We start from the raw sequence: 12,745 nt of genomic DNA, 5'->3' as shown, positions 1-12,745 counted from the left end.
GATGAAGTTCAGGGCAGCGCGGCATACCAATCATTTACAGCCAATCATTGATTTCTATTGCGGGATTCTCGACCTGGAAATCCTGGGCGAATTCCACAACCATGATGGATATGACGGCATTTTTATTGGAATCCGCGGTTCGGATTGGCACCTAGAGTTTACCGTTTCGGCGGCAAAACCACAACACCAACCCGACGAGGACGACCTGCTTGTTTTTTATGCCGAAAGCCAGGCAGAATTCGAACACCTGACCGAAAGATTTCGTCTCCATAACATTGCGGAAATCGAAGCTAAAAATCCGTATTGGAAATACAACGGAAAAACCTATACCGATCCTGACGGTTTCAGGATTGTCATCTCAAAAGCACACCTATGAACCGGGAAGAAACCATCTCCAAACTCAAGACCATCGTCAAACCTTATGTCAAAAACCAACCGGCATTGGACAATCTGACCGAGGAAACCGACTTCATCAACGACCTCAAGATCAATTCGGCCAATCTGGTCGATATCGTACTCGATGTGGAAGAAACCTTTGACATTGTCATCGACAATGAATCGATGGAAAAAATGCTCAACGTCAAAGCTGCAGTGGAAATCATCGAACGCAAACGCAGTGAGAAATGATCGGCAACGACGTCATCGATTTGGCATTGGCCCGCAAGGAAAGCAATTGGAAGCGCAAAGGCTATCTCGATAAAATATTTACGGCTGATGAACAAGCGATGATTGTCCGTGCAGAAAACCCAACATTGATGGTTTGGAGTCTATGGAGCAGGAAAGAAGCCGTCTATAAAATCCATAACCGAACAGCGCATTTTCGCGGCTTTATTCCACTCAAAATAGCATGTCAAGCGGATGGCAAAGTGCTTTGCGGTGGGCAATTTTATTTCACCGACACCATCGTGACGGCAGAAAGTATTGCCACTGTTGCTGTCTTGGAAGAAAGGCAACTCAGCCAAATATGCTATTTGCAAGACAGGGAAGAAGTGGTCAAGAAAGAAGGATTTCCTTACCGGAAAACCAACTCAAAGCCCGTATCCATCAGTCATCACGGACGTTTCGAGCAAATCGTCACCCTAACCGATTAAAGCCCGAGTCGCGCCTTGAGCTTGAGGAAAAGCAACGCCAAAGTATAGGCATCTTCGGCAGATGAATGCCGATCGGCGGGAATAATCTTGTAAATTTTACACAATTCGTCGATTGAAAAATGTCCGTCTGTATTGTCGGCCACTTTTTGGTGCATGATTTCGATATCGAGCGCCTCGTTCTTGAGTCGTCCGCAATCCATTCGTTCCAGCGCCTCATTGATCATTTCGACATCAAAATGGATGCGATGGCCTACCAATACTGCATTTCCGATGTATTCGATAAAAGCCTGCAGCGCCTCGCGCTCGCCCAATTTGGGTTGCTGGCTTTCGATGATGAACTCATTCGACAGTCCATTGTCGTGCAGGAATTTGTACTGCAGCAAAATCACCTCGAAATTATCGCTGACCACAATGCTGTTGGCTTCGACGCCCATGGCGCCAAAAGACAGGATCACATCTTTCTCAGGGTTGAGTCCAGTGGTTTCGGTACTTACGATAACAAAACGCGATGATTTTTTCTCGAATTTGGAAAGGTAATTTTTCCAGAATTCGGGATAATCCTTGTTGATATTTTTAATCCAGTCGAACATAATCAAGAAAATTGCGTCAGTTGGAAACGGTCTTTGATCAATTCTTCGAGGTCTTTCATCGGGGCGAGTGCATTTTTGAGGCGTTCGCGGTCTACTTTGGACATTTCTTCGATGTTGATGTATTGGCCGCTACTGTCTGTTTTCAACCCTTCGATGGTCCTGAATTTAGACAACGTCAGGAACGCTTCGGCGCAACTGAGGTAAATCTCGGCATGCCTTGGATCGACTATGGCCAATTGCTTGAACCGCAAAAAAGTGTTGTTGATACCCCGGATATTAAGGCTTAGCGTAAACAAACGCGCACTGTCGATGAGCGGCATCAATGCCCGTGTCTTGAGGTCGAACTTGTCTTTGTGTGGTCCATCTTCCTCGATATTGAATTTCTTGAAGAAGCTGAGCGGGGCCGGTTTGCGCAAGGCATCGTTGCCCAGATAGTCAAAGAACAACCGGTTGCTTCCTGCATTTTTGAAGATCACATCGGTAATGGCTTCCTCGATGCGCGCTTCGCCAAAAGCGATTTCGTAATCGAAGAAAATACTCGCGATTTCGTTGCTTTTTTCTCCTGGAGTCTTCATCCAGTTGGTGTATTGTTTAATCCAGTCGGTCAGTGATTTACACCAAAGAATATTGCTTGACACATGTCCATTCGGACAAGGTTCGTAGCCGACTTTTGCCAAGGTGTCGGTGGCCTTCTTGGCCAATTTGAGGAAATAGTCCTTGACGTCGCGGTACTTATCGGCGGCCACGTCCTCGAAAACAAGGATATGGTCCTGGTCGGTCAACAGCAATTGCTCCTTGCGGCCCTGGCTTCCGATACTGAGCCACGCAAAACGGGCAGGAGGTGAGCCCAATTCAAGAATCGCCAGCTCGACCGAACGCTTGATGATGGCCAACGTGATTTCGCTGGCGACGTTCGTAATATGGGACAATGGCAGGTTCTTGGTCATTGAAGTCTGTACCAATTCTGTAAGTTTTGTCCTGATCTTCTTGAGGTCTTTGGCGTCCTGCGAACGTTTGATTTCCTTGATGAGTACGCCTGGGTTACTGGCTTGTGCCACAATCAAATCGTGCTGTGAAATAATTCCTTTGATTTCCGAAGCCTCGGAGCCGTCTTGTGTCACGCACAAATGGGTGACGTTGTATTTAAGTATCAGCAATTGCGCTTCTGCAAGCGAGACATTTTCGGGAACGGCCAGGACAGGAGCCGCCATGATCTTGTCGATCGTCGCGGTAATCGGGACACGGCCTGTGGCGATTTTGGCGCGCATGTCGTTGTCGGTCACAATCCCGACCGGAAGCCCGTTCTCGATAATGATTGCGCTGTCGAGCAGGTTGTCGGTCATGAGTTGGGCGACATCTTTTACAAGACTTGCCCGTGAAATCTTGAGCGGGGTTTTGTTGTAGCCCAACGATTGGAAATACTGGATTTCGGTCTGTTGCCCGCCCGAATAAACGCCATCCGAAATCAATTTTCCTTTTTCGCGGTCCGCCGGATTATTCGAATTGGTGGCGAAACTTTCAAGCAGGAAATTCAAAACTTCGGCATTCTTGGCCACGAAAGGACGGAAAGTCGCAATCGGAATCGCGTAAAGAATACTTTCCTCGCGCGCCTTGGCCGTCATCATGTAATTGTTCTTGGCAAAAAAGGGACGCAGCCCAAAAATATCGCCCTCGACGCATTTGTTGAGCAGGGTTTCCTCGGCATCCGAAATCACCGAAAGATTGATCACGCCCGAAGCCACGACATAAAAACTGTCGTGCGGTGTATCGTTGATGCGGAACAAGGTCTGGTTCTTTTGCATCGTGACCACACGGATACTGGTGGCAACAATCGTCAGCTCTTTCGAAAAGACAGATTGTTGAATGGCGCATATTGTTTGAGGAAATCGGCAATACGTTCGGCAATAACATTCATGGCGGTTGGGATGTAATGGATTGGTAAAAATAGGATTTCTTGGCTTAAGATACAATATAATTAGTCATGCAAGATGAAGTCGGTGTTAAATGTATGATAATGCCAACGGTTGCTTTTGCCTATCCGCATACCTTTATAGGATATAACCAACTAAAATCAAGATTATGAATTGGAAATCAAGAATCAGTTTATGCTTATTGACGTTTATCGTCACGTTTGCCACGCATGCGCAGGGCAAGAAAGCGAGTCCAACCGAGACCGCAAAGGGAACGATCAACGGCGCAGATATCACGATCAATTATGGCAGTCCGTCGGTTCGCGGTCGTGTCATTTGGGGCGAATTGGTGCCATTCGGACAAGTTTGGCGTGCCGGAGCCAATGAGGCAACGACTTTCGAGACCAGCAAGGACATTACCGTAGCAGGCCAAAAATTACCGGCTGGCAAGTATTCTTTTTTTATTATTCCTGAGAAAGACAACGCGACGATCATTTTCAACAAAGATGCAAAACAATGGGGCGCTTATGATTACAGCGAAAAGAAAGACCAATTGCGTGTCAAGGTAAATCCGCAAGCCAAAACCGACAGCACCGAAAAAATGTTGTTCATCGTAAATCCAGCCGACGTAACATTGAGTTGGGAAAAATGGAATATCGTAATTCCGATAAAATAAGCAACGTAAATTTCATGAAGAAAGCACTGTTTGAAGCGGTGCTTTTTTCATTGGCTAAAATCGACGGATTCTGATAATCAGTGGGGAATTCAAAAAATATTCTATTTTACATAATATATATTATAGTGTAAAATAGGATTTTATTGTGAATACCAAATTTGCTGGAATTTGTCCTTTGGAAGCTCACCAGACCATTCAACATGCAACTATTCGATTTGAGCAGTTTTAAAGAATTAATTTTGCAAAATGGCATTCCGATAACTTAAAAAACGAATCGTGCCTTAAACCATTTTTAAACGAGTCGTTTTCTATTTTCAAAATCTATTGCAATTAAAATTACCATAATTTTTACCAACCGTAAACTGAAATAATAATTGTTCAATATTTGTCATTTTGATCAAAAAAATTCAAAACCGAATTGATTCCCAGAAGATTTTACGATTTGCTTAACTTAAAATCCAATTTATTTTGTTTATTATTTGTGTCTGATTTCCTGTTAATCAAGACTTATCAACAGCCTCAAAATCAATTGTTGATAAATAAAAATCTCCATTTCAGGATGATTTCCTACAAGAATTGATAATTATATAGATTTATTCTTACAAATATTAATATTTTATGCAGTTCGTCGATAAAATGAGATTTTTTAACACTTTAATCGATAAAATATGCACTTAATCGTATAGATTTGTGAAGTGGATCGGTCGTTCCCCAAAATGATCGACATCCAAAAATTTCCAAATCAAAGTATTAACTAAAGCATTGGTACAAAATCTTAACCTACTACTACTATGAAGAAATTTTTTCTCACTCTAACCGGAGTACTTCTGTCCTTGAGCGGAAGCGCACAGACCGCAAGTGTGAATTATACCGCTTCCACTGCGATCATATCGAATCCCGAACGCGGATTCTACAAATACTCCGCTGCCCATTCAACCGGCTACGAAGCCTTGAACCAGACTACTTTGACCAATTATAGGGTCAACAACAACATCACTGTTATCTTTAGGTATTTCTATCTTGAAAATTTCAAGAACGGCCCCATTTCGGCCGACTACCTGGCCAAGATGCAGGGCGATTTCGACAAACTCCGCAACGCGGGATTGAAAGGCGTCATCCGTTTTGCCTATTCCGATGATGAAAACGAATCACAGCTCGACGCTTCCAAGGCGCAAATGCTTTCCCACATCAACCAGATCAAACCTTATCTGATTGCCAATGCCGATGTGATCATGGCCATGCAGGTAGGATTTATCGGTGCCTGGGGCGAATGGTATTTCACCGATCAGGCCGAATTTGGCGGATACGGTTACAACGACACCGCACTGACCACTGCCAACCTGAACCACCGAAAAGACATCGTCAACGCGCTATTGAATGCGTTGCCTGCCAACCGTATGCTGCAAATCAGGACGCCCGGTTTCAAACGCAGCATGTATGGAAATGCCGCAACGACCAATGCGCAGGCTTTTGACCAGAGCGCCGTGGCCCGAATCGGTCACCACAACGACTGTTTCCTGGCCAGCGAGGATGATTACGGAACTTACGTCAACCCGACGGCCGAATTTCCTTATATGATGCAGGACACCAAATTTACACCCGTGGGCGGCGAAACCTGTGCGGTCAATTCTCCGCGAAGCGATTGTTCGAGCGCGTTGGAAGAAATGGCCAAATTCCACTGGTCTTACCTGAATTCAGATTACCATCCGGGCGTACTGACTAATTTCAGTGAAGATGGCTGTATGGCCGACATCACCAAGAAATTGGGCTACCGTTTTGAAATGAAATCGGGAACTTACCCACAGACTGCGGCTTCAGGTGCCAATTTCACCTTCTCGTTCAAACTCTACAACCGCGGTTTCGCCACACCTTACAACGAAAGAAAAGCATACCTCGTACTCAAGAATACAGTGACCAACCAAGTCGTTTCGGTACAATTGGCTGCCGATCCGAGACAATGGTTCGGCCCGAATGAAATCACGGTAAATGAAACGGTACAGTTGCCGGCCAACCTGGCTGCAGGCAGTTACAAATTGTACCTAAGCCTTCCGGATGCCGCACCATCATTGGCCACCAGACCAGAATATGCGGTACAGATGGCCAACCAATCCATGTGGGAAGCCACCACCGGATACAACAACCTGAACCATACCTTGACGGTTACCACTACGCTTGGCGTGGCAGAAAACACCAAATTGAACCTGACCGTTTATCCGGTTCCAACCGCAGAAACATTGACCGTTGAAATGGAAGGCATCGGCGATTTCTCGACCAAAGTCTACAACGCCATCGGCCAGGACGTAAAAGTTTCTTCGAATGCCGAATTGAACAAGGTGGTTTTTGAAACTTCGCATTTGAGCGACGGAATTTATTTTGTGGAATTCACCAAAGGCAACATCCGCGACGTCAGGAAATTTGTCGTGCAGCACTAAGAAAAACATTTAGTTAGTTATATCAGAGAAAAGGGACGATACGTTTGGTATCGTCCATTTTTGGTTAGAAGCCCTTTTTCCCTATTTTCTCCTAACTTTTTTCTTGAGGTTGTATTTGACTCCGAGCTGTACCGAGTTCGAATAGTATTTGTCTTGGGCAAAGAATTCGAAGTTCAGTATCAAGGCCGTATAATCAAACAATTGGTATTGTACAGTTCCGGAATAACGTTGGAAGCTCTTGCTGTAATCGTCAAGGAAATAAGCGCCTTCGAGTCGGGTCTTGAAATCACCCAGTCCATACGCCCAGCCCAATCCGGCTCCGCCATAGAGTCTTTCCTTGATCATCCAATACGGATAACCGATGGACTGCTCAAGCGATCCCTGTGAGTATTGGCCCTCGAGATACGGGATGAACTTGGATTTTTTCTCCTCTCCACCATCCCATTCCAGTCGCAAAGTGGCGGCGGCATCAAGCGCATCGTCGTATTCGTTGATCGTATAGCTCCAGTCGCTGATTTTTTGGAAATGCGTCCTTCTTGCATTCGGATCGCTTTCGGCCGGACGCTCATTGTTCACCGGCGGTTGTACTGTAACGGTATCGATTGACAACAGGCCATTCGTGTAATAGTTTCCTTCCACGGTAATACTCGCGTGGATTTTCTTGAAGAAATAACGGTCATGCGTCAAGCTCAATCGCGCATCGTAAATGTTCTGGTTCATCCCCGCTGCAGTTTCCACTGGGAAAATATTGAACTCAGCCGAACTGTAATGCTTGTTTTTCGCACGGCTCGCCCCCAATCCGAATTGGTAATACGGCTTGGCGTTGTTGTCCATTTCAAAACGGGCACGCGACCAATATTGGATGCGCCCTTCCACATCCGGATTGTCGTAATTCTGGAATTTGTATTCAAGTCCTTTTAACGAATTGTCCTTGTTGCTTTTGTAATTATCCCTGATGATATCCAGTTTATAATATTGGCTGTACGTCAAACCAAGCGAGTGGATATTGCCTTTCTTGTCATAATGATTGTAAGAAATACGGTTCTTGAACATCTGTGGATCGGCCTGGTTGGTTTCGATTGAACTGTCCAGATCGAGGAAATCCCCACGGGTCAAACGATCTTGCTTGACCAGTGTTTTGAGGATGTTCGGATAGAACAATTCCGAATGGTTGTTGATCAAATCCTGCTGCAATTCTGGTTTTTCAAATACCACATCGGTGTTGAGTGTTTTGCGCAACTCCTCTTTCTCCGGGCTTTCCGGTAATGAATTGGCCAAAACCCACGCATCCTTGAAACGGCCCAATTCATGGTAAACCGAAGCCATCAAAGCCTTGGCCTTGTAATCTTCCGGATGTTCAGCGATGTACGCCAGGTAATCTTCTTCCAATTGTTTCCAGTCCTTGAGTTCGATGAGCCAGTTCATTTTGGTCTCAAAATCAATATCCTTGGCAAAAGCCGACCATTCGTAAGCCTTGCGGAAATTGTTGTCGTCGGCAAACAGCCATACGATCTGTGTCGCGATTTCTTCCCCAAAATCACCCGAGGCTTTCTTGTCGCTGAGTTCCTGTCGCGCCGCCGGCGGATCGTATTGCAGCAAATGCTGGATGTAATTCTTGTAATTGGCCTGCGAAGTATCGAGCGAGAGCAATTGCTTGAGCGCATTGCGGATGTTCTCCTGGTTTTCGTCGGTATAGAAATTGGCCACATAACTGTTGAGCAAATCCTTGTCGTTTGGTGTGACGAGCATTTGCGCACGCATCCATTTCTCCTTGGTCATGTCGTTCGGGTAACCGATTACACGGTCGAGTTCCTTCGAATACATTACGTTTTCGGCAGTCGGGTATTTCATCACGTGCTCATCGAGCATTTTCCAGACTTCTTCTCCCCGATCTTCCCAAGACAAATATTTGGCATATTTGTTCCAGGCCACCGAATCGATTTTCGGTTCGTTGAGCATCCTTTTCTTCAAGGCCGCCAATTCGAGCTTGAGTTTGGCTTCGGAATCGTCCACCCACATCTGCCCGGTCGCATATTTGTTGACCAAATCCTTGTATTTGATAAAATCGGCTTTGACCATGGCCAAAAGTTTGGCGTTCTCGGCTTTTTTCTCGGGCGCTTTGTACAACAAGTCGATCGAAGTAAGCCTTTGCTTGTTCGTGTAAGCCGAATAGAGGTAACCGTCCATGAAAGGCGTTTTCGAATACAAGGCGTTCTGGCCTTTGAGTTGGGCTTCGATTTTGCCCGCATTCTGAGGGCTTCCGTACATGAACCAGTATTGCTTTCCATTGTCATCGGGACTGATTTCGCTTACGCTGTACAAACCGTCCTTGGCTTTGTGCGTGTAACGCGAGGCCCGCCACTTGATGGTCAGCTTGCCGCCTTCCCCACCGGTCACGAAACGCAATTGCGGGAAAGTCGTCGTCATTTCCTGCAGGTATTTGCGGAATTCCGGGAACATCGCCTTGTCTTTTCCTTTGGTTTTGTACCAACCGTAAGACAAACGGTTGCGCAGGTCAAAGTGTCCGGCGCTCGCATTGGCAGTCGCTGGAATCTGGAAAACGTCGTCCGGGTGCACGAAGTGGTTCCAGATACCGGTTAGCAAATATTCCGAATGCAGGATGTATTTTTCCTCGTTGTTCATGTAAAAACCGCTCGAAATCCTCGGATAATCGAACATATCCTTATTGAATGGATCGTAATCGAATTCACGCGCGCCGCCTTCGTGCAATTCACCCATGTAAAGGCTGCACATGTATTTGATCGACGGCATGCCTTTCTTCAAGGCATTGACGCCTTTGTTGTCGATGATGTTGGACGGCGGAACGTAGGTCACCGGCATCGGGCCGAAGTTTCCGGCTTCCCATTTCTTCTGTACCGATTTGAGTGCGAGCCCAATGAATTCCTGATTCTTCCAATCTTTGACGGTAAATTCGACGTGGTCGTACCCGTGCAACGACAATTCGTGTCCGTTCTTGGCCACGTCGCGCATGAGCCAGTCGCTGATCGGTTCTACCTTGTCCTTGGTTTTGATTTTGGTCGAGTTCCATTGGTCGAACACAAACGGCGGTACGGTCTTGTTCTTGTAATCGAACGCGATCATCGCCGAGTATTTGAGGTTGAACTCCTTGGCGAGTTTTTTCATATCGGGCCACCAAACCTTGGTCACATAGTCGTTCATGTTCAGGTTCATCTCCGATGCGATCGGCTCGGCCTTGATGTTGTACAAAGGCGAAGGAAAATCGTCGAGGAACATCGTGCTCACGTTCGCAATCGGATACGGAATGCCTTCCAAACCTTTGAGCACACCTGCAAAGATGAATCCGCGGTCTTGCTTGGAGGCGTAAACCGAAGTGTTGTACAAAATGACACGCCCCTTCCCTATGCTATTCTCCACAACCGCAGGGTATTTCGGGTTGTTGTAGGCGGTCGCCAAAATCTTTACTTTACTCGAAAAATTCTGTCCTGAAAAACCATAAAACGGAACCGTTTCGTAGTTCGACAAATTCTTGATCGTCGGCAACATCGGTGTGATGTAACGGTACCCCATCGATTTGGTATCGGTATCGAATTCTGCATCGGGCTTGAAACCGTACAGATAAGCCATACGGTGGTCTTCCGAAGCAAACGGCAAAAACAAAGTTCCGCCATTGGCCACAAAGTCGAGCAATTTGGACACGGCCGCATCACTGAGTTTCTTAGTGTCGAGCAAACTCACGATACGCGTCGTTGGAGACGGTGCCACGAAAGACTTGATGTTGGTCGCACGGAAAGGCATTTTGGTATAGTCACAGGCTTTCTGGATGTTCGCACAATATGCCTTGCTCTGTACGTGGTTGTCGAGCAGGAATTCCACGACAGGGGTTCCACTCATGCCCACTTCGGCATAACGGATGAATTCACCTTCACCTTTGGGGTTGTCATCGGCATCGTCATTGAGCAAATCGCCCACATTCTTGAGGTCTGACCAATCGTCGAGTCCTTCGCATCCAGCCATACTGAGGACCAGCAGCGCCGCCACGAATGTCCTGAAGTATTTGTTAGTATGTAATTGAATCTTTGTCATAACCTAGAATATTAGATCAGTAATTTTGCTTTCTCCCGGCTCGTTGACGACTTCATAGACCTTGAGGATTTTGCTGTCGTAGAAAAGCGTGATTTTGCGGCCTCTTTGGCGCAGCAGCTCGAGTTCTTTTTTGAGCTCGGCCGAGAGGTATTTGTTCTCCGAGAAAATGTTCTTTTCTGCTTTGCTGTTTTCGTTGAGCACAAATACCAATACGCTTTTGGTCAAGGCATACTGAGGGTTTTTGATTAAAAATTTAGGGTCTTTCTTATTCTTGAAATACACCGAATCGACTTTCGCATAATCCTCCAGGAAATAATCGTAATTCATGAAGAAATGCTTGTTCGTACTGATGACCTGCGTGGCCGGGTCGTTGACGATCGAATACGAAAACGGGAAATACGTTTTGGTAATCTTGTCGTAGGCATCGAGGATGTGCTTCGGTGTCTGGTCCGATTCGGTGAGCTTGTTGATGTTGTTCTGCTGGTAATAAATCGAGGCATAAATCAACCCACCGATCAACAAAATGGCCGTATATGGTGTGAATCTTTCGAGTTTATACAACGCCAGGTTGAAGAAACGAATGACCAAGGCCGCATTCAATCCGAAGATTACCGGCAAGAAAACCGCCAGGGAATTGTTGATCATGTCACGGTCGATCCACTGGTTGTGCACCGTGGTCAGGAATACGAGGAAATTGAAGAACAGGAAAAACACGATCGTCGAACTCCAGTTTTCCCTTTTCACGATCAGGAACAACAGGATCAAGACCGCCCCGCCCAAAGTGCTGTACTGGAAGTAACGGATCAGTTCCTCGTACGGCAAAATCAACTGCGGCACATAGGTATAAGAGGTCACCGACAACAAATTGGTGTGGAAAAACTCCCAGAAATCGGCCTTGAGGTAGTAACACGAAATCGTGTACACGAGGAATAAAATGCCTAGTGCCGTGAGGTAAGCCCCAATGGCAATCAGGTTGAGTACCTTAACCTTGAATCGGCTGAATACCAAACCGATGATCAAAAACGGCGGCAACAACAAACAAAGCGTAAAGAAGTCGACGAGTCCGACGGCACAGAATGCCAATACGAAACTCAGGAAATAACTCAGCTTCCCGGTCTTAAGCAATTCCGGTCTCAAGTAAAAAACCATGACCGGGAGTCCGAACGTGAGCGCCATAAAAGTCGGATCGTTCTCCAGCAGATAATACACGTTCAACGGTGTCAATACATACACCAAGGCGAACGAGAACGAACCGATGATCGGCGCAAGGAATTTCGAAGGCGTCAATTTGTTGATGAGCCAGAAAATCACGACGGCGAGCAATGTGGCCTCGAGGATTGAAATTACCTGGAGCGCGATCTCTGGGCTGACGTCGGTGATTTTCCCGTACAGGTTGACAAATGCAAATTCGCCATCCACGGTCACTTCGTTGTAGAACCAACGCTGGAAATCGAACTGGATTACTTTGTCCAAGTCGGCGATCCACGCATCGGACAGCGAATAATTGTCGTAACGGATAAAATAATAACGGCTGATGAATGTGATGCCGCCGATCAAAATGGTCAGCACCAGGATCAAGGCGTTGTTTTTCTTCTTGCCCTTTTTCTTGCCGCTGATCGAAATCCAGTACCAAAACGACTTCTTGTTTTCTACATTGCGCAGGAATTGCAAAAGCGAAGCCTTGATGTGCATGTTGAAATATTCGCGCGGTCTCCTGAGGTTACTGATGCCGATCAGGTCGATCCCGATAATCACGATCAACAAGGTAAATACGTTGAAAAGGTTGTAGGCATTGACCTGTACGAGCGCGAAAACGATGACCAAAATGGCACTTCCGTACTTGAACCAGTTGTTGGTGATGAAGTCCAAAAAGCTGACCGAACGCTTCACATTGACAAATTTCCTGTTCAGATAATACAGGAAAAGCACGATGAAGCCGAGCCTGATGAAACCTAATAATATGGAACTTTCTAAAAACATC

Annotated in this window: 8 protein-coding genes and 1 pseudogene; 5 read left to right on the top strand and 4 right to left on the bottom strand. The window is 46.2% G+C overall.

The window, feature by feature from the left end; all coding sequences use genetic code 11:
* Nucleotide 1: 1 nt before the first annotated feature.
* Genes QM717_RS16660 through QM717_RS16650 form a run of 3 tightly spaced genes read left to right on the top strand, consistent with a single transcriptional unit; the run spans nt 2 to nt 1,091 of the window.
* Nucleotides 2-376, top strand: coding sequence for a VOC family protein (locus QM717_RS16660; RefSeq protein WP_415039175.1), 375 nt, complete (start codon nt 2-4; stop codon nt 374-376).
* A complete protein-coding gene (locus QM717_RS16655; protein ID WP_415039173.1) occupies nt 373-627 on the top strand; it encodes an acyl carrier protein in 255 nt (84 codons plus the stop codon). The genes QM717_RS16660 and QM717_RS16655 overlap by 4 nt, the downstream gene beginning before the upstream one ends.
* A complete protein-coding gene (locus QM717_RS16650; RefSeq protein ID WP_415039171.1) occupies nt 624-1,091 on the top strand; it encodes a 4'-phosphopantetheinyl transferase superfamily protein in 468 nt (155 codons plus the stop codon). The genes QM717_RS16655 and QM717_RS16650 overlap by 4 nt, the downstream gene beginning before the upstream one ends.
* Here the strand turns inward: QM717_RS16650 and QM717_RS16645 are convergent.
* Nucleotides 1,088-1,681, bottom strand: a complete 594-nt coding sequence (locus QM717_RS16645; protein ID WP_415039169.1) for a 3'-5' exonuclease — start codon at nt 1,679-1,681, stop codon at nt 1,088-1,090. The two genes, QM717_RS16650 and QM717_RS16645, sit on opposite strands and share 4 nt — an antisense overlap.
* 2 nt (nt 1,682-1,683) lie before the next feature.
* A pseudogene (locus tag QM717_RS16640) lies at nt 1,684-3,596 on the bottom strand (DUF294 nucleotidyltransferase-like domain-containing protein).
* Nucleotides 3,597-3,760: 164 nt separating this feature from the next.
* Between QM717_RS16640 and QM717_RS16635 the strand changes: the two are divergent.
* Nucleotides 3,761-4,267, top strand: a complete 507-nt coding sequence (locus QM717_RS16635) for a DUF2911 domain-containing protein (RefSeq protein ID WP_415039167.1) — start codon at nt 3,761-3,763, stop codon at nt 4,265-4,267.
* Nucleotides 4,268-5,058: 791 nt separating this feature from the next.
* A complete protein-coding gene (locus tag QM717_RS16630) occupies nt 5,059-6,699 on the top strand; it encodes a DUF4832 domain-containing protein (RefSeq protein WP_415039166.1) in 1,641 nt (546 codons plus the stop codon).
* An 81-nt stretch (nt 6,700-6,780) separates the two neighbouring features.
* Here QM717_RS16630 and QM717_RS16625 read toward each other — a convergent pair whose 3' ends face one another.
* Both QM717_RS16625 and QM717_RS16620 read right to left on the bottom strand, forming a co-directional pair.
* A complete protein-coding gene (locus QM717_RS16625; RefSeq protein WP_415039164.1) occupies nt 6,781-10,764 on the bottom strand; it encodes a DUF2194 domain-containing protein in 3,984 nt (1,327 codons plus the stop codon).
* Nucleotides 10,765-10,767: 3 nt separating this feature from the next.
* Nucleotides 10,768-12,744, bottom strand: a complete 1,977-nt coding sequence (locus QM717_RS16620; RefSeq protein WP_415039163.1) for a hypothetical protein — start codon at nt 12,742-12,744, stop codon at nt 10,768-10,770.
* Between the last annotated feature and the right edge of the window lies 1 nt (nt 12,745).

Origin of the sequence: Flavobacterium sp. (genome assembly GCF_047602195.1) — a bacterium.
In the GTDB taxonomy this organism is placed as follows: Bacteria; Bacteroidota; Bacteroidia; order Flavobacteriales; family Flavobacteriaceae; genus Flavobacterium.
The sequence above is the reverse complement of the archived record's forward strand: the minus strand, read 5'-3'. Positions and strand labels throughout refer to the sequence as shown.

Coding starts and splice junctions, on each gene's coding strand:
- QM717_RS16630 (WP_415039166.1), top strand. CDS start 5,059: ATGAAGAAATTTTTTCTCACTCTAACCGGAGTACTTCTGTCCTTGAGC.
- QM717_RS16635 (WP_415039167.1), top strand. CDS start 3,761: ATGAATTGGAAATCAAGAATCAGTTTATGCTTATTGACGTTTATCGTC.
- QM717_RS16620 (WP_415039163.1), bottom strand. CDS start 12,744: ATGTTTTTAGAAAGTTCCATATTATTAGGTTTCATCAGGCTCGGCTTC.
- QM717_RS16650 (WP_415039171.1), top strand. CDS start 624: ATGATCGGCAACGACGTCATCGATTTGGCATTGGCCCGCAAGGAAAGC.
- QM717_RS16655 (WP_415039173.1), top strand. CDS start 373: ATGAACCGGGAAGAAACCATCTCCAAACTCAAGACCATCGTCAAACCT.
- QM717_RS16645 (WP_415039169.1), bottom strand. CDS start 1,681: ATGTTCGACTGGATTAAAAATATCAACAAGGATTATCCCGAATTCTGG.
- QM717_RS16625 (WP_415039164.1), bottom strand. CDS start 10,764: ATGACAAAGATTCAATTACATACTAACAAATACTTCAGGACATTCGTG.
- QM717_RS16660 (WP_415039175.1), top strand. CDS start 2: ATGAAGTTCAGGGCAGCGCGGCATACCAATCATTTACAGCCAATCATT.